At 75.9% G+C, this 25,460-nt stretch carries 21 protein-coding genes and 1 pseudogene; 17 read left to right on the forward strand and 5 right to left on the reverse strand.

Annotated features, from left to right (window positions below; genetic code table 11):
- Positions 1-126 precede the first annotated feature (126 nt).
- On the reverse strand, positions 127-1,161 hold the full coding sequence (locus K6U79_02125) for an NAD(P)-dependent alcohol dehydrogenase (GenBank protein ID MCL6521159.1): 1,035 nt from the start codon (positions 1,159-1,161) through the stop codon (positions 127-129).
- Between the two features lie 194 nt (positions 1,162-1,355).
- Between K6U79_02125 and K6U79_02130 the strand changes: the two genes are divergently transcribed.
- Positions 1,356-2,717 (forward strand): peptidoglycan DD-metalloendopeptidase family protein, encoded by a 1,362-nt coding sequence (locus K6U79_02130; protein ID MCL6521160.1) that lies wholly within the window; start codon positions 1,356-1,358, stop codon positions 2,715-2,717.
- On the opposite strand, the gene K6U79_02135 is transcribed toward K6U79_02130, so the two are convergent.
- The gene (locus K6U79_02135; protein MCL6521161.1) at positions 2,635-3,420 is read right to left on the reverse strand and encodes an ABC transporter permease; all 786 of its coding nucleotides are present in this window, start codon (positions 3,418-3,420) and stop codon (positions 2,635-2,637) included. The genes K6U79_02130 and K6U79_02135 overlap by 83 nt on opposite strands.
- A complete protein-coding gene (locus K6U79_02140) occupies positions 3,408-4,277 on the reverse strand; it encodes an ABC transporter ATP-binding protein (GenBank protein ID MCL6521162.1) in 870 nt (289 codons plus the stop codon). Before K6U79_02140 ends, K6U79_02135 begins: the two co-directional genes overlap by 13 nt.
- 780 nt (positions 4,278-5,057) lie before the next feature.
- Between K6U79_02140 and K6U79_02145 the strand changes: the two are divergent.
- Together K6U79_02145 and K6U79_02150 are read left to right on the forward strand one after the other, a co-directional pair.
- Positions 5,058-9,719, forward strand: a pseudogene (locus tag K6U79_02145) (hypothetical protein).
- A 110-nt stretch (positions 9,720-9,829) separates the two neighbouring features.
- Positions 9,830-10,828, forward strand: coding sequence for a hypothetical protein (locus tag K6U79_02150; GenBank protein ID MCL6521163.1), 999 nt, complete (start codon positions 9,830-9,832; stop codon positions 10,826-10,828).
- A gap of 84 nt (positions 10,829-10,912) precedes the next feature.
- Here K6U79_02150 and K6U79_02155 read toward each other — a convergent pair whose 3' ends face one another.
- Positions 10,913-11,563 carry a hypothetical protein gene (locus tag K6U79_02155; protein MCL6521164.1) on the reverse strand — a complete coding sequence of 217 codons (651 nt, stop codon included), beginning with the start codon at positions 11,561-11,563 and terminating at the stop codon, positions 10,913-10,915.
- Between the two features lie 299 nt (positions 11,564-11,862).
- On the opposite strand from K6U79_02155, the gene K6U79_02160 reads away from it, so the two are divergent.
- The 4 genes from K6U79_02160 (at position 11,863) to K6U79_02175 (ending at position 14,866) form a co-directional block, all read left to right on the forward strand.
- Positions 11,863-12,696 carry a hypothetical protein gene (locus K6U79_02160; protein MCL6521165.1) on the forward strand — a complete coding sequence of 278 codons (834 nt, stop codon included), beginning with the start codon at positions 11,863-11,865 and terminating at the stop codon, positions 12,694-12,696.
- 46 nt (positions 12,697-12,742) lie between these two features.
- Positions 12,743-13,453, forward strand: a complete 711-nt coding sequence (locus tag K6U79_02165) for a CAP domain-containing protein (protein MCL6521166.1) — start codon at positions 12,743-12,745, stop codon at positions 13,451-13,453.
- A gap of 98 nt (positions 13,454-13,551) precedes the next feature.
- Positions 13,552-14,487, forward strand: a complete 936-nt coding sequence (locus K6U79_02170) for a hypothetical protein (GenBank protein ID MCL6521167.1) — start codon at positions 13,552-13,554, stop codon at positions 14,485-14,487.
- 85 nt (positions 14,488-14,572) lie between these two features.
- On the forward strand, positions 14,573-14,866 hold the full coding sequence (locus tag K6U79_02175; GenBank protein ID MCL6521168.1) for a hypothetical protein: 294 nt from the start codon (positions 14,573-14,575) through the stop codon (positions 14,864-14,866).
- On the opposite strand, the gene K6U79_02180 is transcribed toward K6U79_02175, so the two are convergent.
- Positions 14,822-16,096, reverse strand: a complete 1,275-nt coding sequence (locus tag K6U79_02180; GenBank protein MCL6521169.1) for a hypothetical protein — start codon at positions 16,094-16,096, stop codon at positions 14,822-14,824. The genes K6U79_02175 and K6U79_02180 overlap by 45 nt on opposite strands.
- Between K6U79_02180 and K6U79_02185 the strand changes: the two genes are divergently transcribed.
- From K6U79_02185 to lipB, 10 genes are all read left to right on the forward strand, one after another.
- A complete protein-coding gene (locus K6U79_02185; protein ID MCL6521170.1) occupies positions 16,095-17,336 on the forward strand; it encodes an ATP phosphoribosyltransferase regulatory subunit in 1,242 nt (413 codons plus the stop codon). The genes K6U79_02180 and K6U79_02185 overlap by 2 nt on opposite strands.
- Positions 17,318-18,037 (forward strand): ATP phosphoribosyltransferase, encoded by a 720-nt coding sequence (gene hisG / locus K6U79_02190; GenBank protein MCL6521171.1) that lies wholly within the window; start codon positions 17,318-17,320, stop codon positions 18,035-18,037. The genes K6U79_02185 and hisG overlap by 19 nt, the downstream gene beginning before the upstream one ends.
- Complete coding sequence (gene hisD / locus K6U79_02195) at positions 18,034-19,380, forward strand: histidinol dehydrogenase (protein MCL6521172.1); 1,347 nt, start codon at positions 18,034-18,036, stop codon at positions 19,378-19,380. Before hisG ends, hisD begins: the two co-directional genes overlap by 4 nt.
- Entirely contained in the window at positions 19,377-20,453 is a 1,077-nt protein-coding gene (locus K6U79_02200) for an aminotransferase class I/II-fold pyridoxal phosphate-dependent enzyme (protein MCL6521173.1), read from the forward strand. The genes hisD and K6U79_02200 overlap by 4 nt, the downstream gene beginning before the upstream one ends.
- The gene (hisB, locus tag K6U79_02205) at positions 20,450-21,079 is read left to right on the forward strand and encodes an imidazoleglycerol-phosphate dehydratase HisB (GenBank protein MCL6521174.1); all 630 of its coding nucleotides are present in this window, start codon (positions 20,450-20,452) and stop codon (positions 21,077-21,079) included. The genes K6U79_02200 and hisB overlap by 4 nt, the downstream gene beginning before the upstream one ends.
- 19 nt (positions 21,080-21,098) lie before the next feature.
- The gene (hisH, locus tag K6U79_02210) at positions 21,099-21,755 is read left to right on the forward strand and encodes an imidazole glycerol phosphate synthase subunit HisH (protein ID MCL6521175.1); all 657 of its coding nucleotides are present in this window, start codon (positions 21,099-21,101) and stop codon (positions 21,753-21,755) included.
- The gene (locus K6U79_02215; GenBank protein ID MCL6521176.1) at positions 21,749-22,456 is read left to right on the forward strand and encodes a 1-(5-phosphoribosyl)-5-[(5-phosphoribosylamino)methylideneamino] imidazole-4-carboxamide isomerase; all 708 of its coding nucleotides are present in this window, start codon (positions 21,749-21,751) and stop codon (positions 22,454-22,456) included. The genes hisH and K6U79_02215 overlap by 7 nt, the downstream gene beginning before the upstream one ends.
- Positions 22,453-23,997 (forward strand): imidazole glycerol phosphate synthase subunit HisF, encoded by a 1,545-nt coding sequence (gene hisF / locus K6U79_02220; protein ID MCL6521177.1) that lies wholly within the window; start codon positions 22,453-22,455, stop codon positions 23,995-23,997. The genes K6U79_02215 and hisF overlap by 4 nt, the downstream gene beginning before the upstream one ends.
- 127 nt (positions 23,998-24,124) lie before the next feature.
- The gene (locus K6U79_02225) at positions 24,125-24,655 is read left to right on the forward strand and encodes a hypothetical protein (protein ID MCL6521178.1); all 531 of its coding nucleotides are present in this window, start codon (positions 24,125-24,127) and stop codon (positions 24,653-24,655) included.
- Positions 24,652-25,398 (forward strand): lipoyl(octanoyl) transferase LipB, encoded by a 747-nt coding sequence (gene lipB, locus K6U79_02230; protein ID MCL6521179.1) that lies wholly within the window; start codon positions 24,652-24,654, stop codon positions 25,396-25,398. The genes K6U79_02225 and lipB overlap by 4 nt, the downstream gene beginning before the upstream one ends.
- Positions 25,399-25,460 lie beyond the last annotated feature (62 nt).

The following is a 25,460-nucleotide window of genomic DNA, read 5'->3' on the forward strand; positions in this document are numbered from 1 at the left end:
AACGCGCTCACGTCGCAGCGGCCGGCCGACCTGGGCGGTGGCGCCACCTTCCACGGGACGCTGGTGGAGGCGGCGCCGGCGGATGCGGCCGCGCCCGCCGGCGGCTCCTGACAGCGGGTCGGTTGGCTACGGCACCAGCACCGCCCGCCCCACGATCTTCCCGGCGTCCAGCTCCTCGAGCACCGCCTGCGCCTCGGCCAGAGGGAAGGTCTGGCTGCGGATGGTCACCTTCCCCTGGCGGTGCAGCTCCATCAGCTCCACCAGGTCGTTGTAGGTGCCCACCAGGTTGCCGACGATGTTCAGCTCGCGGTTGATCATCTCCAGCGTCGTCGGCGCCACCACGCCGCCGTAGCCGACGATGGAGTAGGTCCCGCCCTTGCGCAGCATCCGGAGCGCCTTCTCCGGCGTGCCGTGCTCGCCGACGAAGTCGAGGACTACGTCGGCCCCGGTGCCGTCCGTATACTCCAGCACGGCGGCCACGCCGCCGTCCTCGCCGGCCGGGACGCCGTGGTCGGCGCCGAGCTGGCGGGCCAGTTCCAGCCGCTCGGGCCGGGTGTCCACCGCCACCACGCGGGCGGTGGTCATGGCGCGCACCAGCTGGACGGCGAAGTGGCCGAGGCCGCCGACGCCGATCACCACCACCACGCTCCCGGGGTAGGCCAGCGGGGCGATCTTCTTCACCGCGTGGTAGGCGGTGATGCCGGCGTCGGCGAAGGGGGCGAGCGGCGCCGGGTCGGTGCCCGGGGCCAGCTTGACCACCGAGCGGGCGCTCGTCTTCAGGTACTCGGCGTAGCCGCCGTCGGTGCCGTCCAGACCGGGGAAGCGGGCGTCGAGGCAGTGCATGTCGTTGCCGGCCCGGCAGGCGAGGCAGAAGCCGCAGCTGTTGAGCGGGTGGAGAATGACGGGATCGCCCCTGCGGAGGCCCGTGACGGCCGGGCCCACTTCCTCGATCCAGCCGGCGTTCTCGTGGCCGATGGTGTAGGGAAGCTTCGGGTCGCCCAGCGCCTCGCGCCAGATCCCCTCGAGGATGTGCAGGTCGGTCCGGCAGACGCCGGCGCCGGCGATCTTGACGATCACGTCGAACGGCCCCTCGATCCTCGGTTCGGGGACGTCCACCAGGCGGACCGGCTCGTTGTAGCCGAAGATCCGTACGGCCTTCACCTCGACCGCCTCCCTCGCGAGCGTCGGACGGGTCGTGCACGCGCGCCCCGTGCCGCGAGATGGCTACTTCGCGGGGCGGGAAGGGGGGCCCTGCCCGGCAGGCCGTGGGGTCGGGGGCGCGGCCGACGCCTGTAACCCGGTCGTAACCGAAGGCGACAGGAGACGACGGACGGCGGGTGGAAAGCCCGCCTGCCATGAAGACAAGCCCGCCTCGCAGAAGGGCGCTCGCCGCCCTCCTGGACGGGCTGGTGCTGAGCGGGCTTCCCTTCCCGACCCGGGCCGCGGCAGCACCCGCGGCCAATCCCGCCGTCATCCAGCGCCAGATGGAGGCGGCCCAGAGCCGGCTCCGCGCCAGCCAGGCCAGAAGCAGCGAGACCCGCAGCCGGCTGGACGCGGCCCGCTCGCAGGCGGCCGCCGCCCGGGCCGAGTGGAAGCGTCTCGCCGCCGAGCTTCGCTCGTCCCGCCAGGAGGTGGCCGGACTCCGGCAGGAGCTGGCGCAAGCCCGGGCGCGCCTGCACCGGCTGGAGCAGGTGCTGGCCGCCAGCCGGGCGGATCTGGCCAGACGCCGACGGCTCCTGGGAGAGGAGCTCCGCCTCACCTACGAGAGCGGGCCGGTCTCGTGGCTGGACGTCCTCCTCGGCGCGCGCGACTTCTTCGACTTCGCCACGCGTCCGGACGCGCTGGCCCGCGTCGCCCGCGCCGACGTCGACCTCCCGCGCCAAGTGCAGGCGGAGAGTCGCCGCGCGGACGCCGAGGCGGCGGCAGGTGGCCCGGGTGGCGGCGCTGGCCTGGCAGGTGGCGTCGGCCGAGGCGAGGCTGGCCACCCGCGCCGCGCGTCAGCCGGTGGTCTACGCCAGTTACCGGCAGGCGGCGGACCGGCTGCAGGCCGCCTGCGACGAGCAGGTGAGGGAGAGCCAGGCCGTCCAGGCCGAACTGGCGCGCCTGGAGCGACGGTACGAGACGGCGTGCGCAGCCCAGCTGGCCGCCCTGCGCGTGGCCTCCTCGCGCGGCGCGGGCGCCTCCGCTGCGGGCGGTACGGGCGGCGGGGCCGTCAACCCGGCCACCGGCCTTTCCTGGCCGCTCGCCTCCTATGTGGTGACGCGCCCTTTCGGCGAGAACTACGACCCCATCCTCAAGCAGGTGCGGATGCACACCGGCATGGACCTGGCCGCCCCGGAGGGGACGCCGGTCCCCGCGGCGGGAGCGGGCGTCGTCTTCTTCACCGGCTGGATGAACGGCTAGGCAACACCGTCCTCCTCGTCCACGGCAACGCTCTCTCCACGCTCTCTGCCCACCTCTCGGCCGTCCTGGTCCGCCAGGGGGAGGCGGTCCAGGTGGGCCCGGTGATCGGCCGCGTGGGCGAGACCGGCCGGGCGACCGGCCCCCACCTCCACTTCGAGGTGCGGGTGGACGGCGTCCCGCAGGACCCGAGGAAGTACGTCGGCTGGCGCGGGGCGGCCGGCGCCGCGCGCCTCATCCGTTCCGGTGCAGGCGCCCCGTGCGGAGCGCGTACCGCTCGGCGGCGCGGAAGGCGGCGTAGCCGGCGGGGATGGTGATCAGGGCGAAGAGCAGGAGCGTGCCCAGCGCCGGCAGGAGCTCGCCCAGCCCCGCCCCGTGCAGGAGCGCCGCCCGCTCCGCGCGGAGCGTGTAGGTGGCCGGCGAGAGCCAGGAGAGCGGCTGCAGCCAGGCGGGCAGCGCCGACACCTCGTAGTAGACGCCCGAGACCAGGAGCAGCGCGCCCTGCACGATGTGCGTCGCCTGGGCGCCCCGCTCCGGCGACATCAGCGGCAGGATGGCCGCCACCAAGCCGATGCCGACGAAGCTGGCGCTGGCCACCAGCAGGACCACCAGCGCCGCCCCCAGGTCGGCGGCGCGGAGCGGCATGCGGAAGAAGAGCGCCACCACGGCCAGCACCAGCCCCGTGCGCAGCGTGGCGTAGAGCACCGCCCAGGCGGAGACGCCCAGCAGGTAGGTGAGGCGCCGGATCGGCGCCATGAAGGTGTACTCGATGGTCCCCTCCCAGCGCTCCCACTGGACCGAGTTGGCCACCTCGTTGAAGATGATGGACAGGAAGTTCCACAGGAGCGCCCCCACCAGGAGGTAGAGGACCATGGAGGGGCCGCCCCGCACGCCGATCAGGGCGATGGTCACCGCGTTGACCACGTTGTAGAAAAAGTCCACGGCCTCCCAGCTGAGGTAGCGGCGGATCAGATGCAGGTTCCGCTCCACCAGCCCCCAGCCGGCGATCAGCTCGTGCACCGCAGAAAGACCTCCTCCATGTCGGCGCTCTCGCTTCCCGCGAAGCGCAGCTTCAGCTCGGCCACCGTCCCCTCCGCCACCACGCGGCCGCCGTCCAGGATGGCGACGCGCCCGCAGAGCCGCTCCACCTCGTCCATGTCGTGGGTGGTCAGGAGGATGGTGGTGCCCGCTTCCTCGTGCACCTCCCGCAGGAAGTCCTGCACCTCGCGCTTGGAGCGCGGGTCGAGGCCCGTGGTCGGCTCGTCCAGCAGGAGCAGGTCGGGCGCCGTCAGGAGCGCCCGCGCCACCGCCACCTTCTGCTGCTGGCCGCGCGAGAGCGTCTCGACGCGCGCGTGCAGCTTCTGCGCGGGCAGTCCAAGCCGCTCCAGGACGGCGGCGCTCCGCTCGCGCGCCTCCCCCGGCGCCAGGCCGTAGAGGCGCGCCGCGTAGAGCAGGTTCTCCCAGGCGCTCAGCGTCTTGAAAAAGGAAGCCTCCACCGAGACCCTGTTGATCCGCCTGCGCACCGCGGCGGGCTCGCGCACCACGTCGTGCCCGAAGACCTCCAGCCGTCCCTCGTCCGGGAGGAGGAGCGTGGCCAGGAGGCGGATCAGCGTCGACTTCCCGGAGCCGTTGGCACCCAGCACCCCGTAGATGCTGCCGGTGGGGACCGCCAAGTCGACCCCGGAGAGCGCCTCCACGGCGCGCCTCCGGCGGCCCAGCCGGCCCAGCAGTCCGAGCCGGCCCGCCGGCCCGTCGGGCTCCTCCGGTTCGCGGAAACGCTTGACCACGCCTTGACAGCGGACGGCGAGCGCCCCCGCGGAGGCGGCCGGCCGGGCTGGAGCGCCGCCGCCGGGCGCGCGTAGAGAGGACGGCAGCATGACGTTCGCCTCCCCTGACGGTCGGACAACGATGGACTGACGAAAAACGGTCCCGCCCACCGGGCCGGGACCGCTCGACGCAGGCTCCTTGCGTACGCCCGGCGGCGCCTACCGGATCCGCCGCCAGGGCCGGCGCGGGCGGCCGACCGCCTCTCCCCGGCTGCGGCGGGAACGGAGCCGGAGGATGAAGATGGAGCCCGATCCGGGCCGTCGGCAGGGCACGGTGGCCACCCCCTTCCGGAAGGCTTCGCGGGCGGCGCGGCGAGCTCCGCTCGCGGGACGGACAGGCATTCCACAGGACGAAGCCGTGCGAAAGCAGGCGGATTATACCATGCGCTTCCCGGCGGCGGTCAAAGGGTGGCGGACCGGGAGCCGTGGCGTTCCGCGGCGTGCGACTCCTCGCCACGGCGGGACGGGTTGGACGCTTTCCTGTCAGGAGGCCACCTGTGCCCGTGAGAATAACGGTACAAACGGCTTGCAAACAACGAGAACCGTCGATCCGGCGTTGACCCGTCCGCGGCCAGCCCATATAATGCGCACCAACATCCCTGTCGTCGCCGGGAGAGACCATCTGGAGCCGGCGGATCCGGATCGGGGGGCGTCGGGTCCGGGCCCCAGGTGGGAGGGCGCGATCGCCTTCGCGCCCGAGAACCGGTTGGGGGCGGCCCTGCCGCCCGCGGTCCTGTCCGGCCGCCGGCCGATGTCGCGGCCTGCCGAGCGATCGGAGGCCTTCCCGGACGCGGGAAGGGGGCTGGCGAGGTGCCGGAGAGGGCCGAACATGACGCCTGCGCGCTGGTGCTCGTGGCGGGGCGGGGGGCGGAGCCCTCGCGCGGCCCGCTGGAGATGGCGCTGGCTGCCCTGGAGCGGATGGAGCACCGCGCCGGCTGGGTCGGCGACGGGGAGTGGCGCGAGGGCGACGGGGCGGGCGTGCTGGTCGACCTGCCGCGCGCGCTCTGGCAGCGGAGGCTGGCGGAGGCCGGCTGCGAGCCGGCCCTGGCGGAACGGCGGGAGTTCGCGGTGGCGCACTTCTTCCTGACCGGCGGGCGCGAGGCGGGCCGCGAGGGGGAGGCGCTTCGCGCGCGCGTCCGGGAGCGCTTGGCGGTGGAGGGCTTTCGGCTCCTGGCCGAGGTGCTGGACGAGGTGGAGACCTCGCTCCTGGGCCCGCGCGGGCGGGCCGAGGAGCCGCTCTTCTGGCAGGTGGGCGGGCTGCTTCCCGGGGGGGGCGGCGGCGAGTCCGAGGCCGAGGGATGGAGGCTGGCGCTCCGGCTCGAGCAGCTCTTTGCCGACGAGGGGCTGGAGGTGGTCTCTCTCAGCACCCGTTCCGCCGTCTACAAGGTGCGCGGCGGGCCGGAGACGCTCCGCGGGTACTACCGCGACCTGGGCGATCCCGCCTTCGCCACGCGCTCGGCGCTGGGGCACAGCCGGTACTCCACCAACACCAGCAGCACCTTCTCGCGCGTCCAGCCCTTCTGGTTCCTGGGGCACAACGGCGAGATCAACACCATCGCCCGCCTGCGCGAGGAAGCCCGCCTGGCCGACATCCCGCTCTCGCGCGACGGCTCCGACTCCCAGGACCTGGACCGGGTGCTGGCCGCCCTCGTCCGGCGGTACGGCTTCAGCCTCTGGGAGGCGGCCGAGCTTCTCCAGCCGCCGCTGCACAACGAGATCTTCACGCTGCCGGCCGAGCTCCAGGACCTCTACGCCTGGCACCGCCAGGCCTGGGGCCCCTACGCCCAGGGGCCGGCGGCGCTCCTGGCGCGGGACGGCGACCGGTTCCTGGCGGCGGTGGACGCCCTCGGACTGCGGCCCCTCTGGCGTCTGGAGACCGGCGACGCCCTCCTCTTCGCCTCCGAGCCGCGCGTCGTCCCCTTCGAGCAGCTGGTGGAGGAGCCCGTCGCCCTCGCCCCGGGCGAGAAGAACGGACTCCTGCTGACGCGGACGGGTGCCCGCTGGCTCGACTATCCGGCGCTCCGCCGCGTCGTCCTGGCCGAGCGCCGCCGCCGGGGCTTCCCCGCCGGCTTCCGCCGGGCCGCCCTGGAAGCGGGGCTGCGCCGGCGGGAGGCGGCCGCCCCGCTGCCCGGGGAGGGCGGCGAGCCGTCCTTGCCCGGCGCCGGCGGCAGTCGGGCGGCCGGCGACCTTCCCAACGACCGGCCGCTGGAGGGTGCGGGCGGCCTCCGCCTGCGCGACGCCTGGAGCCGCAGGCAGCCCGTCCTGGCGGCGCTGGGCTGGGAGCCGGAGGACGTGCGCCTGGCGCTGGCCGAGGCGGGCACCGGCGCCGAACCCATCGGCTCGCTGGGTTACGACGGACCCCTGGCCGCGCTCAGCCGCCAGCGCGTCAACCTGGCCGACTTCTTCCACGAGACGGTGGCGGTGGTGACCAATCCCGCCATCGATCGCGAGCGCGAGGTGGAGCACTTCTCGACGCGCACGCTCCTCGGGCGGCGGCCGCGGCTCGACCATCCGGCCGACCGCGAGGCGGTGGAGCTCCGCCTGCCCCTCCTTTTGGGGGGCGCCGCCGGAGGCCGGGGGCTCCTTCCTTGCGAGCGGGAGCGGGCGGTGGCCGAGGAGTTCGGCACCTGCCGCCTGGAGGAGCTGCTGGAGGAGTTCGGTCGCCGTGGCGAGCAGGTGACCGTCCTCGAGCCGCTCTTCGGCGTCGGCGAGGGCCCGCGGCGGGGGATGGAGCGCCTGGCCTCGGCGGCCGTGGAGGCCGTCCGCGGCGGGGCGGCCGTGCTGCTGCTGGACGACCGCCGCCTCTTCGCCCCGGGGGCGCTGCCGCTCGACGTCCACCTGGCGATGGCGGCCGTCGACCGGGCGCTCCGCCTGGCCGGGCTCCGCCGCGGTACCACCCTGCTGGTCCGCTCCGGCGCCCTGCGCAACCTGCATGACCTGATGCTGGCCCTCGCCCTCGGCGCGGACGCGCTCAACCCCTACCGCCTCTGGGAGGTGGGCGTGCGCGCGGCGGCGGAACAGGAAGCTCCGGCGGGCGCGCCCCGCGGGGAGGCGGAGGAGGCGGCGCTGCGGCGCCTGGTGCGGGCGCTGGCGGCGGGCGTGGAGAAGGTGCTCTCCACGCTGGGCATCCACGAGCTGCGCGGGTACGGGCGCCTGATGAGCTCGGTGGGCCTGCCGGGCGAGCTGGTGGACTACTTCGACATGCCGGCTTTTGTCCCCGCGCCGCCGGGGGAGGGATGGGCCCGTCTGGCGCATGACGCGCTGGAACGCTACCGGGTCGCCCGCGGCGAGGGCGACGACCGGCTGGCTCAGCCGCCGCGCTGGTTCTCGCGCGTCTGGCGGCTGGGCGGCGAGCTGGCGCTGGGGCGCCTCGAGGCGGCGGAGTACGAGCGGCGGCTGGAGGAGCTGGCCGAGCGCGAGCCGATCAGCCTGCGCCACGCGCTGGAGGTGGCCACACCGCTGAAGGGGGTGGAGCCGCGCGAGGTCGACCTCTCCGTGGGGCCGCACGCGCTTCCTTTCGAGATCAGCTCCATGTCCTTCGGGAGCCAGGGGGAGACGGCCTACCGCGCCTACGCGGAGGCGGCGGCACGCCTCGACATGGTGGCGCTCAACGGCGAGGGCGGCGAGATCCCCGACCTGGTGGGGCGCTATCCGCGGAACCGCGGCATCCAGGTGGCCTCGGGGCGCTTCGGGGTCCACCGGGCGCTGCTGGAAGGCGCCTGGATGGCCGAGATCAAGATCGGGCAGGGCGCCAAGCCCGGCGAGGGCGGGCATCTCCCCGGCAGGAAGGTCTCACCCCAGGTGGCGCGGGCGCGGAACGCGCGCCCCGGCGTCGACTTGATCTCGCCCTCCAACAACCACGACCTCTACTCCATCGAGGACCTGGCCGAGCTGATCGCCACGCTGAAACGGGTCCGGCCCGGCCTGCGCGTGGCGGTCAAGGTGCCGGTGGTGCCCAACATCGGCACCATCGGCGTCGGCATCGCCAAGGCGGGAGCCGACATCATCACCCTCTCCGGCTTCGACGGGGGCACCGGCGCCGCCCGCCTCCACGCCATCCGCCGCGCCGGGCTTCCCGTGGAGATCGGCGTCAGCGAGGTCCACCGCGCGCTGGTGGAGGCCGGCCTGCGCGCGCGCGTGGAGATCTGGGCCGACGGCGGCCTCAAGTCGGCCGAGGACGTCCTGCGGCTCATGCTCCTGGGAGCCAACCGCTGCGGCTTCGGCACCATGGCCATGGTGGCGGTGGGCTGTACCGCCTGCCGCTCCTGCCAGACCGACACCTGCCACGTGGGCATCGCCACCCAGATCCGCGACCGTGCCGAGGCGCAGGCGCGCGGCCTGCGCAACTTCGAGCCGCTGGACTACGAGGAGGCGGTGGAGCGCCTGGTCCGCTTCTTCTCGGCCCTGGCCGAGGCGCTGCGCGCGCGCGTCGCCGAGCTGGGCGTGCGCCGCGCCCAGGAGCTGGTCGGGCAGAGCTGGCGCCTGGTCCCCGCCCGCGAGGGGAGGCGCCTCGGCCTGGCCGCCCTGATCCGGCCCGCGGCCGGGCCCGCGCCGCTCCCCTCCGTCGCCGCCGGTCCGGGCGAGGGGACCGGCGGCCGCGAGACCGTCCGGCTGGCGGCCGAGGCGGCGGGCGAGAGGCCGCCCGCCGGGAAGGAGGGGGCGGAGGAGCTCCTGCGCGAGGCGGCGGCCGCCGGCCAGCCGCTGGCGGAAGAGGAGAGCCGGCCGGCGCCGGCGGAGGGGCCGCGCCTGGCCGACCCGCTGGAGCTCTTCGCCCCGCGGCGGGCGCGCAGCGAGACGAGTGACGGCATCGCGCCGCAGGGGTTCGGCGCCTTCAGCCTCCACGGCGAGAGCTGGCGGGCGGCCGGCGGCGCCCAGGACGGGGCGGCCCGGACGGCGCTGGGCGGCCGCGTGGTCGTCCTCAAGCGGCGGAACGCGCAGGGCCGCTGGCTGGGCGGCAGCGTGGGCAAGGGCTTCGCCTACGGGGCGCAGCGCGGGCTCTTTCTAGTCCAAGGGAGCGCCGACGCCCGCTTCGGCATCCGCCTCTCGGGCGCCGACGTGGTGCTGGGAGGCGAGCCGGCGCGGCCGCTGCGCGACGAGCTGGGCTGCCTGGCCGCCCGGGCCAACATCAAGGGCTTCGGCTTCGAGTACATGACGGCCGGTCGGGCCGTCGTCCTGGGCGATCCCGGCCCCTGGCTCTGCTCGGGGATGACCGGCGGCGTCGTCTACCTGCGCCACGAGCCCGCCTGGGGCCTGGACGAGGCGGCGCTCCGCCGCCGCATCGCCAAGGGGGCGCGCGTCCGCCTCGCGCCCCTGGGCCAGCGCGGCGTGGGGGACGTGCGCGAGCTGCTGGGCGAGTACGCGCTGGAGCTGGAAGCCTCCGGTCAGCCCGAGGAAGCGGCGCGGATCCGGGAGTTGGCCGCCTCGCCCCAGGAGCACTTCCTGGCGCTCCTCCCCGAGATGGAGCAGGTCGACCCGGCCATTTCGACCGAATGAAGAGACGGGGCCGCGGGAGCCGCCGCTCGCTCGCGGCCCCCGGAGCGCTTGAAGGGGTGGCCGCCCCTGCCGCCGAATCGCGGCACGCAGGGAGGCGCAAGCTCGAAGGCATGGCCCGCCATTCGCGAACGTCCGAGCTGGGCGACTTCGTCGCGGCGCTGGCGGGCGCCGGGGACTTCGTCCAGGTGCTGGGACTGGTCCAGGAACTGTTGCTGTCGCCGCTCGGCTACGACCCTGCGGACGTCCTCGCCGGCAACCTGGTCGGCGACGAGCTTCCCGACCTGACGCTCTTCGATCGCGACGGCGTGCCCGTGGCCATGATCGCCATCGGTGAGGAAGGGCGCCTGGAACCGCCTCCTCCCCTCTACGAGCGCTACATCCGCGCGCTCGGTTCGGTGCAGTGGATGTTGACGGTGGCGCCGGGCGGCCTGACCGGATGGGAGCTTCCTCCCGGTCGCTGGACGTGGAGGGACATCCGCCCCTCCCTGCGCCTCGACCTCGCGCCCGGTGAAGTCGGGCGCGGACAGCTTCAGGCACTCCAGCAGTGGCTCCTCCAGCTCGATCAGGGGCGCCTGACGCGGAACAACCGGCAGCGGGTCAGGCGCCGCAGCCGGGCGGAGAACGGCGAGGCGGCGGCCGGCGCGGGCGGCGAGCGGCTCCCCGGCTCGTCGCCCGTGCGCGTCTGGACCGCGGAGGCGCTTCAGGTGGCTCTCTCCGCCGAGGAAGGGGAGGAACCGCTCGGCCTGGTGGACTCGAGCAGCCTGAGCGCCTTCCTCCGGGAGTGCGAGGCGTCGGGGGCGGATGGGGCGGCCCTGACGAGGCGGCTGGTGATCGACGACCGCTTCGACTTCCTGACGCCCCTCCTGACGCCGCTCGCCGACCGGGTGGGCGACGGGCGGGGTGGGCCGGCCTCGCCGCGGCCCGCCTTCCGCGACCTGCTCGCCTTCTGCCTCGCATGGGGCGTGGCGGGCGAGTCGACGCGGGGCGCGGAGCTGCTCGCCGGTGAGCCGGAGGCCTACCGCATGCTGGGCGAGATGGCAAGGCGTCTGGGCGCGGGGATCAAGGCGGAGCCGCGCCCCTTCACGGTCCGCCTCCTGGCGCGGAAGTAGCGCACGTCGCCAACCCGGGCCGTGAGGCCCGCCGGACCGGGGGCGGGGCGGGTGCCGCCAAGGGCACCGCCCCGCCCTTCCCGTTCAGGCACCGCTGGACTTTCGCGACGCGGCGGCCGGAGTCGGCGTAAACTGCGGCGGGTACGGGGGCGGGCAGGGCTGCGGCGGCAGCGGGGAGACAACGCATTCGGAGGGCGCGCAGAATCCGTAGGTGGGTACCAGCAGCTTCACCCGGGCCGTCGACTCCAACAGGAGGCAGAACCCGATCGTGCAGAAGATCTGCGTCTCCGTCACGGTGCAGGGGCCGCAGCTGGCCGAGGTGACCTCGCAGTCGATGGTGGTGCCCGTCGGCGCATAGAGCGTCACCGTCTTGGCTGCGGTGAAGGTGTCGGTAAAGGTGCAGCGCGTGGTCCCGTCCGGGTTGATCAGCGTGAAGGTGAGCGGGACCGTGACGACGACCGAGACGTTGACGAAGCCGGGCTGCGACGGGATGGGCACGGGCGTGCCCAGCGTGCAGGCGGGCGTACCGGTGGCGCAGTCGACGGTCGTCCCGGCGGGTACGGGCGGCAGGCAGGTCAGCGGAATGGTGAAGGTGGCGTCGCGGGAGTCCGCCTGGGAGCAGTAGTCGTACACCTTGTCGACGAGGATGCAGTCGACCTCGGTCGGCGTCGGGACACCGCCGGGGTAGGGACCCGGCGTCACCTGCGCCGCCTCAAGGGGTTTCTCGTCCGCCATCGTTCATAGACCTCCTTCGGGCTTCGTCGACCCCAGCCTATGAAGCGGGTGGACAACGGGTGATCCGCGACCGACGGCGCCGCTCGGCCAGCCTCGCGGGCGCCCCCGGCGTTCACGCGGCGGGCGCCCCGGAGAGAGGCGGCGGGCGGGGCGAAGGCGTCGAAGGCTGGCTTCTGCCGTGGGGCGGAGACCTCCGGTGGCTGTCCGCACCTCCGGGCGCCGACAGGCTCCTGGTCGCCGGGGGACGGAGGCCGCTCTTCCTCCTGCAGGGGGCAGGCGGACGACCCCGGGACTGGTGGGTGGCGCGCCGCCCGGAAGGACCTTGGCGGCCGTTCGGGGCGGAGGAGGCGGAGGCCGGAACCGGCGCGGTCGCCATCCTGGACGCCGCGGTGGTGGCGCTGGAGCGCGGGTCGGAGCGCCTGGCGGCGCTGATGCTCCTGTCGGAAGGCGGGCGTCTCGAGCTCCGGCTGCCTCCGGCCTGGGAGACGAAGGTGGCGCTCCACTTGACGGAGGCGGGCCTGGGGGCGGCTCCGCTCCGCCTGGAGGCGGCGGGGCTGGGCGACGAGGTCCTCTTCCTGCTGCGCCCCCGCCCGTCCCCGGGCCCTGGAAAGACGGCCGATCCGCGCCAGCTGCTCTGCTTGGGCAGCCTCTCCATCGACGGGGAACTCCGGCTGCCCCTCCAGCCGCTCGAGGGCTTCGATCCGGAGCGGTCCGGCCTCGCGGTCTGCGCGGGTCGCGTCTACCTGGTACTGGCCCGGCCGGAGGAGCCCGTGGAGATCCGCACTCGCGCCGCCGGCCCCTGGCCGGGCTCCGCCTGGAGGCCGGGGGCACCCCTTCCCGGCTCGGAGCGCCTGCCCCGCGGGCACTGGGCCGTGTCGCGGCGTCACCCGGACGGCGGAGGCGGGGAGACCCTGGCCGTCTGGCGGTCGGGCGGCGGCGCTCTCGTCTGGCGCTTGGCGGAGGCGGAGGGGGTGTGGGAGCTCCGGCCGGTCGACGAGCTGCTGGCAGGGGCGTGGCTGCGGGTGGCGCCGCCCCTGAGGGGGCACGCCGACTGGGAGGGGAGCTGGCTTCCCCGGGCCGCCTGCGGCACCATCCAGGAGTTGCCGATTGTCCTCCCGGATATCCCCGGATAGGCTGTCCATGAGTACCAGACCACACTTTTCCTGGGAGACGATGCCAATGACCGGACGGAGGGTGGCGGGCAGGCCAGGTCTGCTCCGGGGACGGGTACTGGGCAGCCTGGCCGCGGGGCTGGCGGGGGCTCTTCTCCTCCTCCTCGCGCCGCCCGCTTCGCGGACGGTTGCGGCCTCGTGGTACCTGGACGCCGAGGGGCGCCTCCTCTCCGCGCCGAGGCTGGTCGCCACGCCTGGGTCCCCCTGGCGACCCGCGAATCCGGCTGCGGAAGCTCCGGCGACGGGCCCGCAGGGCGCGTCCGGCACCGGGAGCGGCGTGCAGCCCGGCGGCCAGGCCTCGCCGGGCGCGGGCGCGCAGCAGGCGACGGCCACGCCGCGCCCGGCTGAGGCGCGCCTGGTCAGCCTGATCAACCAGGCGCGGGTACAGGCGGGCCTCCGGCCGCTGGCGGTCGACCCGCTGCTGGAGCGGCTGGCCGAGGAGAAGGCGGACGAGATGGCGAGCCTGGGCTACTTCGACCACCGCTCGCCCACCTACGGGCTGCCCGTCGACATGGAGCGGGCGGCCGGCATCCGGGCGGCTCTCATGGGCGCGGAGAACATCGCCCTGGCCCGCGACGTGGACTACGCCATGGCCATGTTCATGGGCAGCGCGCCGCACCGGGCCAACCTGCTCGATCCCCGCTTCGACACCGTGGGCGTCGGCGTGGCGCCGACGGCGCGGGGGGTGGCGGTCTCGGTCCTCTTCCTCGGGCACTGAGAGCCGCGCCAGCTCCGGGAGGGTGGCGGGAGGACCGGTCGCCCCCCGCGGTCGCCGCGGTTGCGCGCGCCGCATAGCCTGGCGGCGGGGTGCCCGGGGTGGATTGGGTGCGCGAGGTGATCCTGCCGGATGGCGAGCGATGCCCCTGGCCGGGGAGCTGGGGGGAGCCGCTCGCCCTCCTGCTGGAGGGCTGCGGGCTGGCCGTCGAGCCGGCGGGCCCCGAAGCGCTCCGGCTGGAACGGTCGCTGGCCGGCCTGACCGTCGCCCTCCGGGCGGGCAACGAGCCGTCGGGCGAGCTGGCGGCCGAGCTGGGGCAGCGCCTGGCCGCCCTGGGCGCGGCCTGCACGGTGGGCGAACCGCCCCTGGAGCAGGAGCTCCTGCTGGTGGTCGACGTCCTTCCCGCCCGGTCGACATCCCTGCGCCTCATCTACGGCCCGCTCCCCTTCGCCTGGCCGCGCCGTGTGGCGCGGAGGATGGCCACGCGCCTGGCCGAGGCGGGTCTGCCGGTCGAGGCGCGCTGGCGTCCCTGGCGGGGTGGTGCCAAGGTCGCCTTCCGCCTGGAGGGGTCGCTCGCGGAGGGAGGGGGCCTGGAGCTGGTGCGAGCCGTCTTGCGCGGGCTGGCGGACACGGCGCCACGCCCGCCGGCCGACTGGGCGCGGCTCGGCCAGGGGCTGGCGCGCCTGGCGGAGGCGGCGCGACAGGCGGCCGCGGCGGCGGAGGCGGGTGCATGGGCCCGGGCGGCCGAGGAGGGGCGCCGGGCGGAGACGACGGGAGCGGGGGAGGAGGCCGCGCCGGAAGCGGTGGCCGCGGGGGAAGAGGGGACGATGGCAGGGCCTTCGGCCGCGGAGCCGGAGCCGGTGGCCCCTCCCGCCCCGGAGGACGGCGCCTCCGCGGAGGAGAAGCCCCGGGGGGACGAGAACCTCCTCCGGAGCCGCCGGGCGCGGGTGAGCGTGGGGCGGGCGCGGGGGGACCAGCCGCCTCCGGAGGCGGGGCGCGCCGTCCAGGTGGTCCGCTACCGGCGCCCGGGCGGGTGAGGCTGAGCCGTCGGCCGGCGTGACCGGCCCGGGGCGAAGGGTGGAGGGCGGCGTGGCCTTCGAGAGCCCGCTGGAGAGCCCGGAGATGGATCGCCTCTTCGAGGCGGTCCTCAGCCTGCGCGACCGGGAGGACTGCTATCGCTTCTTCGCCGATCTCTGCACGGTGGGCGAGCTCCGCGCCATGGCCCAGCGCTTCCGGGTGGCGGAGCTGCTGGCGGAGGGCCGGACGTACGAGGAGATCGAGCGCCGAACGGGCATGAGCCCCGCCACCATCGCCCGCGTCAACCGCTTCCTCCAGTACGGGAACGACGGCTACCGGCGGGTGATCCGGAGGCTACGCGCCGAGCGGGAGCCGGGCCAGGGGCCGGGCGACGCGTAGGCGGAGCGCCGGCCGAGCCCCGTCCCGTTCCTCAGCTTCCGTGGCGCCTCTCGTAGTACAAGGCCCGCCTGGGCCACATCGCCAGGATGGCCCCGGCGGCCTCGGGGTCCGGGTCGACGCTGCGGGCGACCGCGCGGGCGCCGGCCGCCAGGTGGCGCCAGCGCTCCGCCAGCGGGACTGCCGGTACTCGCCGTACAGCCCCCAGAGCATCTTCACGTTGTGGAGGACCTCGAAGGGGCCGGACGTCTCCAGCGCGATCTCCATCAGCCGGACGACCAGAGCCTCCGCGTCGCCGCCCTGCAGCAGGTAGCTGCGGGCCGCGGAGGCGGCCTCGAGGCCGGAGGCGTCCGAGAGCACGGAGGCGGTCACCTCCTCCAGGGTCGTCGAGGGGCCGCCGATCGGCTCGGGCAGACCGGCCCAGCTGTCGCGCACCGCCTTCTGGCGGCGGGTTCGCTGGCTGCTCAGGCCGACCAGCCGCGCCAGGCGCCGGAGCTCCTCCGGCGCGCGCGCCTCCCGGAGCAGGTCGAGGACGGAGTGGAGGCCGGTCACCGCGTGGGCGTCCCAGCCCGACCGGAGCAGCATGGTGGAGCCGGCCAGGGCCAGCGCCTCCAGCAGGGTGGCGTCGGCGAGCCCGCCGCGCACCGCCTCCAGCAGGAGCGCGACTTCCTCCCTGTAGGCGCATGCGACGAGGCGATCGGTCAGGTCCAAGGGCGCTCTCTCGTCCAGCGGCCCTTCGCGGGGCGGGTCCCCGAGGCCGTCCGCCAGCTCCAGCGCCTGCTCAGCCGCGCAGGTGTCGGGCCGGCTGGCGAGGTACTGCACGGCCGAGCGGAGGAGCGGCTCGGCATACCGCCAGCCGTCCGTCTCGTCCATGAGCTGGACGGCGCGGTGGACGATGAGCAGCCGGTGCTCGTTCTCCGCGTACTGCCGCAGCGCCGCCTCGATCAGGGGCCAGCGGACGCCCGGGCCCAGCCTGCGCACGAGGCCGACCAGCCGGTGTTCGGCGAGGAAGGCCTGCTCCCCGGACTCCAGCGCCTGGCGGAAGCGCTCCAGCGCGAGAGCCGGTTCGGTCCTCCCGGCCGGGAGTCGCGCGGGCGCCACAGATGCCGAAGGCCTGGCGGCCCGGTCGGCCTGCAGCCCCGTCGTGTTGACACTGCCACTTGCCGGCGTTAGAGTCGACTCCAGGTTCATCACTTTGTCGTGATAAAGCAGTGAAGCGAGGGGCGCTGGCATGTCGGCTCCGACTTGGCTGGACGGCGGCGCCGGTTCCGCCGTCCTCCGTCATCGCATCGAGCGGACCGTCCTGGACGTCCTGGCCCGGTGGGGGTACCGCGGGGTGGAGACGCCGCTGCTCGAGGCGGTGGAGGAGAGCCTCGGCCCCGCGGCGGGCGAGGCGGGTCACCTGGGCGAGGAGGAGCGGTGGTTCGGGGCGGTCCGCCTGATGGACGGGGGAGGGCGCTCCTGGCGCCTCCGCTACGACGCCACCACGGCGCTCCTGCGGCGCGCCTCCGGCCTGCCCGGCTCCGGCGCGGGTCTCCGCCTTGCCTACGCCACCGCCGTGGTGCGGCGGGACGAGGAGGGCGAGCCGGTTGCTCTCGGGCAGGCGGGCGCCGAGTACCTGGGCGCCCCGGCTCCGCTGGGCGACGCGGAGGCGGTGGGAGCGGCCGTCGACGTGCTGCGGGCCCTGGGGCTGGGGCCCGCCCGCGTCGCCCTGGGCGATACGGCGCTGGTCGAGGAGCTGGAGCGGGCGGCGGGGCTGCCGGGGTCGGGCGAGGCGGGCGTGGCCACGCTCCTGGAGGCGCTGCGCGGCGGCGACCAGGTGCGCGCGGCCCGCCTCGACCGCGCCGGACTGGCCGGGTTGGGCGGCGGCCTGGCGCGGGCGCGTGAGCGGCTGCTGGCGGTGGGCGACGGAGGCGGGGAGCGCGACCGCTTCCTCGCGCTCCTGGAGCACCTGGCGGCGCTGGGACTGGGCGAGGCGCTGGAGGTGGACCTGCAGCTGGTGGGCCGCTGGCCGTACTACGAGGGGCCGGTCTTCGAGCTGACCGTCCCCGCCCAGGGGCAGCCGCTGGGCTACGGCGGCCGCTACCGGCTTCCCGGCGGCGGGCTGGGGGGCGTCGGTTTCGCGCTGGACGTCGACCGCCTGGCGGCGCTTCTCAGCGGCCTCGCTCCCCGTCCCGAGGAAGCCTCCCCCGACGTGGTCGCCTTCCCCGCCGGGGCCCCGCCGGCGGCGGTCTGGCCGCGCCTGGCCGCGCTCCGGCGCGCGGGCTACGCGGTGGCGTTGGCGCCCGACGAGGTGACCGCCTTCCGCTGGGCGCGGGAGGCGGCGGAGGCCGGCGCCTCTCCCCGGCTCCTCCGTCTCGAGGCGGGCGGCGAGCGCTGGCTCGGCCGCCCGACGGCCGGCGAGGCGGAGCGGGGCGGGGCGCAAGGGGAGGCCGCCGGGGAGGGGGCGGGTGCATGGTCGCCGCGGCACTGAGCGCGGGCGGGCCGCAGGCGGGCGAAGCGCTCCTCACGCTGGCGCTCCCCAAGGGTCGCCTGGCGGAGGAGGCGGCCGGCGCCCTGCGCGCCGGCGGCCTGGCGGTACCCGAAGGGACGGGAGAGCAGGAGCTGGTCCGGCTCCTGCCCGGCTCCGCCTTCGGCCGGGACCTGCGCCTGCTCTGGGTGCGGCCCTCCGACGTGCCCAGCTACGTCCGCGAGGGCGCGGCCGACGCCGGCATCACCGGCAAGGACGCGCTGGTCGAGGAGCCGCAGGGCGTCCTGGAGCGCCTGGACCTGGGCTTCGGGCGCTGCCGCATGGTGGTGGCCGTCCGCCGCGCGGAGGCCGGCCGCTGGCCGGAACTCCTGGAGGAGGCGGCGGCCGGACTGACCGTCGCCACCAAGTACCCGCGCCTGGCGCGGCGGCACTTCCTGGAGCGCCACGGGCTGAGGCCGCGGGTCCTGGAGTTGCGCGGCTCGGTGGAGGTGGCGGCCACGGTGGGCATGGCGGCGGCCGTCGTCGACCTGGTGCAGACCGGCGCCACCCTCCGCGCCAGCGGCCTCGTCGCCGTCGAGGAAGTCCTCCCCGTCAGCGCCCGCTGGATCGTCAACCCGGTCAGCCTGCGCTGGAAGCGCCCGCTCCTGGCCGAGCTGGAGCGCCGCCTGGGCGCGCGGGCCGCGGGGGAGGTGGCGGCCCGGTGAGCCCGGCGGAGGGGGTCGGCGCGGGCGCGGCGGTCGACCTCCGCGCCGGCGTCGCCCGCATCCTCGAAGAGGTGCGGGCCGAAGGCGACGCGGCCGTCCGCCGCTGGGCCGACCGCCTGGACGGGCTGGGCGGGGCGCCCTTCGAGCTGAGCGAGGAGGAGCGCGCCCGCGGCGAGCGCGAGGCGGCGCCCGAGGCGGTGGCGGCGCTGGAGCTGGCGGCGGCGCGCATCGAGGCGGCCGCCCGCGCCCAGCGCCAGGCGCTGCAGGACGCCGTCTGGGCGGACGGGGCGGGGAACCTCTGCCGCTTCCGCTGGCTCCCGGTGGAGCGCGTCGGCATCTACGTCCCGGGGGGGCGCGCCCGCTACCCGTCGACGGTGCTGATGGCGGCGATCCCGGCGCGGGTGGCCGGGGTGCGCTCCTGCTTCCTGACCACGCCGGTGCGCGGAGGGGGCCTACCCGATCCGCTGGTGCTGGTGGCGGCGCGCCTGGCGGGCGTGGAGCGGGTCTTCCGCCTGGGGGGCGCGCAGGCGGTGGCCGCCCTGGCCCTCGGAACCCAGAGCGTGCCCCGCGTCGACCTGGTGGTGGGTCCGGGCAACGCCTGGGTGACCGAGGCGAAGCGGCAGCTCTACGGCGAGGTGGGCCTGGACGGCCTGGCGGGCCCGAGCGAGGTTCTGGTGGTGCTGGACGAGCCCCGCTGGGCGGAGCTGGCGGCGCTGGAGCTCCTCCAGCAGGCGGAGCATGACCCGGCGGCGCGCGTCTTCGCCCTGGCCGCCGGCGCCCTCGCCTTCGAGACAGCCACGGCGGTGGGGCGGGCGCTGGCCGGGCGGCTTCCCTCCGTCCCCCGGCGGGAGGTGGTCGAGGCGGCCCTCTCGAGCTCGACCGCCCAGCTGCCGCGCCTCCTCGGCCGGGCCGAGAGGCTCGACCGGCCGGTGGCCGCCCTGCCCGCGGAAGAGGAGGCGCTGGCCGCCGTCGCCCGCATCGCGCCCGAGCACCTGGTGCTGCTGATGGAGGAGGGCGCGGCCAGGGCCTGGGCGGAGCGCGTGCGGACGGCCGGGGCGGTCTTCGTCGGCCCCTGGTCGCCGGTGGCGGCGGGCGACTACAGCGGCGGCACGAACCACATCCTCCCCACCGGCGGCACGGCCCGCTGGGCGAGCGGGCTGGGCGTCCACACCTTCCTGCGCCTGCAGCAGGAGTTCGCCGGCAGCCCGGCCGGGCTCTCCGCCTGGGCGGGGGCGGCGGTCCGGCTGGCCAGGGCGGAGGGCCTGGAGAACCACGCGCGGAGCGCCGAGGCTCGCCTGGAGCACCTGGCCGGAGCGGGGGCGGGCGGGGGAGACGGGGCGTGAGAGGCGTGGAGAGGCTGGAGCTGGACCGGAACGAGAACCCCTACCCCTGGCCGGAGGAGTGGCTCGCCGAGCTGGCGCGGCGGCTGGCGGCGCACGGGCTCGGCCGCTACCCGCGACGGCGGGGGGAGCTGGAGGCGGCGCTCGCCCGCTACGGCCGAGAGAGCGCCTCGCCGCCGCCCACCGGCGAGCTGGCTGTGCTGGCCACCAACGGCTCGGACGAGGCGCTCCTGGCGGCGGTGCTGGCGTTCACCCGGCCCGGGGAGGCGGTGGTCTACCTGGAGCCCGGCTTCGCCATGTACCCTCAGGCGGCGGAGGTGACCGGGAGGCGGGCGCGGCCGGTGCCGCTGGGAGAGCGCTGGGAGGTGGACGCGGCGGCGCTCCGGGCGGCGCTGGCGGAGGAGCGGGCGGCGGGCCGGGAGGTGCTGGCCTTCCTCTGCCGGCCGAACAACCCCACCGGCAACCTCTGGCCGCTGGAGGCGGTGGAGGCGGCCGCCGCCACGGGCGCCTGGGTGCTGGTCGACGAGGCCTACTTCGAGTTTGCGGGAGAGAGCGCGCTCGGGCTGGTGGACCGGTACCCGCGCCTCCTGGTCAGCCGAACCCTCTCCAAGGCCTTCGGCCTGGCCGGCCTCCGGCTGGGCTACGTGCTGGGCCGGCCGGAGGCGGTGGAGCGCCTGCGCGCGTCGCTGGCGCCCTACACGGTCAACGCCGCCGCCGTCGAGGCCGGGCTCATGCTGCTGGAGCGCGAGCGTCTCGGGGTGGTGGCGGGCTGGCGGCAGGCGATCGTCGCCGAGCGGGAGCGGCTGGCGGCGGAGCTCGGGCGGATCCCGGGGCTGGCGGTGGCGCCGAGCGCGGCCAACTTCCTCCTCTTCGAGGTCGACCCGCGCCGGAGCGGTTGGGAGGCGCGGTCGCTCTGGCGGGCGCTGGACCGGCGCGGGGTGGCGCTCCGCTACTTCGGCGACCAGGTGCCTCGTCTGGAGCGGGCGCTCCGCTGGAGCGTCGGGCGGCCGGACGAGGACGAGCGGGCGTTGGCGCTGCTGCGGGAGCTGGTGGGCGCGCGGGAGGCGACGGCATGAGCGGAGAGGCGAGCGGCGCTCCGGCGGGCGGCCCGGCGGCCCGGCGGGCGACGGTGGAGCGGGCGACGCGGGAGACGCGGATCCGCCTCGGGATCGGGCTCGACGGGAGCGGCAGCGCCGTCCTGCGCACCGGGCTCCCCTTCTTCGAGCACCTCCTCGACGCCTTCGCCCGCCACGGCCTCTTCGACCTGGAGGTGGAGGCCGAGGGCGACATGGAGGTGGACGCCCACCACACGGTGGAGGACGTCGGCCTCTGCCTGGGGCGGGCGCTGGAGCAAGCGCTGGGCGACCACGCCGGCATCCGCCGCTTCGGCTGGGCGGCGCTCCCCATGGACGAGACGCTGGTGCTGGCGGCCGTCGACCTCTCCGGCCGTCCCCTGCTCGACTGGCGGGTGGAGGTGACCTCCCGCGCCTTCGGCCTCTTCCACACCGACCTGGCGGCCGAGTTCTGGCGTGCGGTCGCTTCCGAGGGGCGCCTGACGCTCCATCTCCGCACGCTGGCGGGCTCCCAGCCGCACCACGTGCTCGAGGCCACTTGGAAGGCGGCGGCGCTCGCCCTCCGCCAAGCGGTCGAGTTCGACCCCCGCCGGCGGGGGATCCCCTCCACCAAGGGGCGGATCGGTTGAGGAGGTGGCGCCTCTGTCCATCGCGGTGATCGACTACGGCGTCGGCAACCTGTTCAGCCTGGGCGCCGCGCTGGACGCGGTGGGCGCGCGCTGGCGCCTGGTGGACGTGGCCGGGCCCGGCGCGCCCGCCCGGCTGGCGGAGGCCGACGGCCTTCTCCTCCCCGGCGTCGGCGCCTTCGGACCTGCCATGGAGCGTCTCCGCGAGACCGGCGTGGCCGAGAGCCTCCGTCGCCTGGCTGGGGAGGGCATGCCCCTCCTCGGCATCTGCCTCGGCTTCCAGCTGCTCTTCGACGGCTCCGAGGAAGGCGCCCCCGACCCCGACCGGCCGCTGCCCGGGCTCGGTCTCCTCCCCGGCGTCGTCCGCCGGCTGCCGCCCGGCGACCCGGTGCCGCACGTGGGCTGGAACCCGGTGCTCTGGGAGGGCGAGCCGCCCGACCCCCTCCTCGGCGCCGAGCCCGGCGAGCCCTTCTACTTCGTGCACGGCTACGCGGTCGCCGTCGGGGGAGACGGCCGCCGGTCGGACGGCCTCCGCTGGGCCTGGGCGGAGTACAACGGCCTGCGCCTGGCGGCCGCCGCCTCGCGCGGCAACCTCTGGGGCAGCCAGTTTCACCCGGAGAAGAGCGGGACCGCCGGCCTCGCCCTCCTCGCACGCTTCGCGGGGCGGTGCGGATGCTGATCGTCCCCGCCCTGGACCTGCTCGGCGGACGGGTGGTCCGCCTGGAGCAGGGCGATTTCGGCCGCAGGCTCCTCGACCTCGACCCGCTGGAGGCGGCGCGGCGCTGGGTGGCGGAGGGCGCCCGGCGCCTGCACGTGGTCGACCTGGACGGCGCGCGGCAGGGACGCCCGGCGCAGCTGGAGCTGGTGGCACGCATCGCCGCCCTGGGCGTCCCCGTCGAACTGGGCGGCGGTCTGCGCGGCCTCGAGGACGTGGCCGCCGCCTTCGCCGCCGGCGCCTGGCGGGCGGTCCTGGGTACCGCGGCGGTCCGCCACCCGGAGCTGCTGGCGGCGGCGCTGGAGCGCTGGGGCCCCGGGCGGGTGACGGCGCAGCTCGACCTGCGCGCCGGGCGCCCCGCCACCGCCGGCTGGCGGGAGGAGGAGCCGCTCGACCCGCGCCGCCTCCTCCGCCGCTGGCAGGAAGCGGGTCTTCGCGAGGTGCTCCTCAGCGACGCCTCCCGCGACGGCACCTTGGCCGGCTTCGACCCCGCCCCCTACCTGGCCGTCCTTCCGCCGGACCTGGCCTGGTGGGCGGCGGGCGGCCTGGCGGGCCCTCGGGACCTGGAGCGGGCGGCCCCCCTGGAGGAGCGGGGCCTGCGCGGGCTGATCGTCGGCCGCGCCCTCTACGAGGGGCGGATCCGGTTGGGAGGCGAGAGGACGTGAGCTGGTACCGGCGCGTCATCCCCTGCCTGGACGTGCGCGACGGCCGCGTGGTGAAGGGCGTCCGCTTCGAGAACCTGCGCGACGCGGGCGATCCCGCCGAGCTGGCCGCCCGCTACGGCGAGGAAGGGGCGGACGAGGTGGTCTTCCTGGACGTCGACGCCTCCCGGCAAGGCCGCGGCCCGCTGCTGGAGGCGGTGCGCCGCACCGCCCGCCGCCTCTTCGTCCCCCTGGCGGTGGGCGGCGGCGTCCGCGACCTGGAGGACGTGGCCGACCTCCTCCGCGCCGGCGCCGACAAGGTATCGGTCAACACCGCCGCCGTCCGCCACCCGGAGCTGATCGAGCGCGCCTCCCGCCGCTTCGGCGCCCAGTGCGTGGTGGTGGCGGTGGACGCGCGGCCGGCGCCGCCGGGCTCCGGCTTCCGCTGGGAAGTGGTGGTGGAGGGCGGGAGCCGGCCCACGGGTCTGGACGCCGTCGCCTGGGCCGAGGAAGCCGTCCGGCGCGGCGCCGGCGAGATCCTGCTCACCTCGGTGGCGCGGGACGGCACCGGCGAGGGCTTCGACCTGGAGCTGGTGGAGGCGGTGGCCGGGCGCGTGCCGGTCCCCGTCATCGCCTCGGGCGGCGCCGGGCGGGCGGAGGACTTCGTCGAGCTCTTCCGCCGCACGCGGGCGGCCGCGGCGCTGGCGGCCTCGCGCTTCCACTACGGGGGCATGAGCCTCGCCGAGGTGAAGGCCGCGCTCGAGGCGGCCGGCATCCCCGTCCGCCCGGCCCCGGCACGCCCGGCGAGCGCCCCCGCGGCGGCCGCCGCGGGGGCCGGCCTTCCCCTCGCCGGCGGCCGGGCGCGGCCGGTCGACCCCGGCGCCGTCCGCTGGGACGAGCGCGGCCTCTGCCCCGTGGTGGTCCAGGAGGCCGACAGCGGCCGCCTCCTGATGCTCGCCTGGGCCGACCGGGAGGCGCTCCGCAGGACGCTGGAGGAGGGCCGCGCCTGGTTCTGGAGCCGCTCGCGCGGGCGCCTCTGGAGGAAGGGCGAGGGCTCGGGCCACGAGCAGCGCGTGCTGGAAGTCTCCATGGACTGCGACGGCGACGCGCTCCTCTACCGCGTGCTGCCGCAGGGGCCGGCCTGCCACCTGGGCACGCCCAGCTGCTGGGGCGACCCGCCCGCCACATGGCTGGACGACCTGGAACGCCTGCTCGACGCCCGCCTGCGCGACCTCCCGCCCGGCTCCTACGTGGCCGGCCTGGCCCGGCGTGGAGCCGCGCGGCTCCGCCAGAAGGTGGGCGAGGAGGCGGTGGAGGTGGTGCTGGCCGCGGCGGAAGGGCGCCGGCGACTGGTGGAGGAGGGGGCCGACCTGCTCTTCCACCTCCTCCTGCTCCTCCGCTCAGAGGGCGTCGCCTGGTCGGAGCTGCTGGCCGAGCTGCGACAGCGCCACCCGCTGGCGGCGCGCACGGCGGAGGGCGCGAGGCCTCTCCCCGCGGCGCCGGAGCGCGACGCGGGATATGATCAGGAGGGGGCGCCTGGGAGGTTGGCGGGTACGGCGGGCTGAGGTATCGTGGGTCCGAGCCGCGACCGGCGGTCGGGCGGTAGGTCGCCGCCATCGCGCCGTACCCGCACGGACGGCGTCGAGGGAGGGATCGGCTACGAGGGCGAGCGCACTCAGTCTTTACGACCAGTTGAAGAACTGGGTCCTGGCCTCGGTGGAGGACCAGTTGGCCCTCAGTGGCCGTGTGATGGAGTCGATCGGCCTCGACACCTACGAGCGCGAGTTCGACTGCTACGTCCGCCTGCCGGGACAGCCCGAGGACGACTACACCCTGACCGGCGAGATCCGCTTCTGGGTCAACGTGCTGGACGAGATGGCGGCTCAGGGCGACGAGGAGCCGCTGGAGGAGCAGCCGCTGGTCATCGAGACCACCATCACCATCTCCCAGGAGCGGCTGGGCCCCAGCGCGGTGGCCATGTGGGAGCGCGTCTCCGCCGAGCTGAACGCCGCCCATGCCGACCGAGCACACCTCAGCCTGATGCAGCGCTACGACGCGGGCAGCTTCGACCCCGCCGAGGCCGAGGCCCAGATCGTCGCCGAATGGGTGCGGGACCCCGACTCCATCAACGAGACCTACGTCCACGAAGTGATCAGCACCTTCGCCGAGATCCTGCGCCTGCTGGACGAGGAGTACCCGCTGCCCGAGGATCCGGGCGAGTGACCATGGCCGCGGGCGTGGCCTGGTGGGTCCGGCTGGAGGAGCCTCGCCCCTACCGGCCGGTCTGGACGCTGCAACAGCGCGTCCACGCGGCCCGGGTGGCGGGTGCCCTGCCGGACGTCCTGCTCCTCCTGGAGCACCGCCCGGTGGTGACGCTGGGGCGGGCGGGCGGCGCCGACCACCTGCTGCTGGCGCGGGAGGAGTTCGCCCGCCGCGGGGTGGAGCTGGTGGAGTCCGACCGCGGCGGCGACGTCACCTACCACGGGCCGGGGCAGCTGGTGGCCTACTTCCTCGCGGGCCTGGAGACGGTGGAGGGCGACGTGGCGCGCCTGGTCCGCCAGGTGGAGGAGGTGGCCATCCGCGTGGCGGCCCGCTTCGGCGTCCGGGCCGCTCGCTGGCCCGGTTACCCCGGCGCCTGGTGCGGCCCCGCGAAGCTGGCCGCCGTCGGCATGCGCATTCGCGAAGGCGTCAGCCTGCACGGGATGGCGCTCAACGTGGAGAACGACCTGGAACCCTTCGGCTGGATCATCCCCTGCGGCATCGAGGGCCACGGCGCCACCTCGCTTCGTCGCGAGAGCGGGCGGCCGGTGAGGCTGGATGAGGTGGTGCCGGTCTTCGTGGCCGAGGCGGAGAGCGTCTTCGGCTGGCAGCTCCTGGCCCGGCGCGAGGAGGAGCTCGAGGCGGCGCTGGCCGCCTTCGAGGCAGCCGCCGCCGGGGCGGTGGACAGGGCGGGCGGCGGGTGCTAGAGTGGGTCCGGTCGGAATCCGACCATTAATTCGCTCCTGCGAGGGCGAGATGGGGGGATCGG

Source organism: Bacillota bacterium (assembly GCA_023511835.1).
GTDB lineage: Bacteria > Bacillota > Sulfobacillia > JAIMAT01 > JAIMAT01 > JAIMAT01.